The sequence below is a fragment of the Thauera sp. 28 genome (assembly GCF_000310145.2).
GTDB classification, from domain to species: Bacteria; Pseudomonadota; Gammaproteobacteria; order Burkholderiales; family Rhodocyclaceae; genus Thauera; species Thauera mechernichensis.
Map to the genome: position 1 here is coordinate 1 of NZ_AMXA01000115.1, position 260 is coordinate 260.

A 260-nucleotide genomic window follows, 5' to 3' on the forward strand; every position below is an offset into this window, starting at 1 on the left:
GTGGAGAAGGACATCAACCCCTTCACCCACGGCTCGGCGATCCACACCGACATCATGAAGACCGAGGGCCTCAAGCAGGCGCTCGACCAGTACGGCTTCGACGTCGCCTTCGGCGGTGCGCGCCGCGACGAGGAGAAGTCGCGCGCCAAGGAGCGCGTGTTCTCGTTCCGCACCGCGCAGCACCGCTGGGACCCGAAGAACCAGCGCCCCGAGCTGTGGAAGCTCTACAACGCCAGAAAGCACAAGGGCGAGTCGATCCG

1 protein-coding gene is annotated in these 260 nt (G+C 65.8%); it reads left to right on the top strand.

The features are described 5' to 3' along the window. Positions 1 to 260: phosphoadenosine phosphosulfate reductase domain-containing protein (locus C662_RS19690; RefSeq protein WP_157354613.1), on the top strand; the 260-nt coding region annotated here is incomplete at both ends.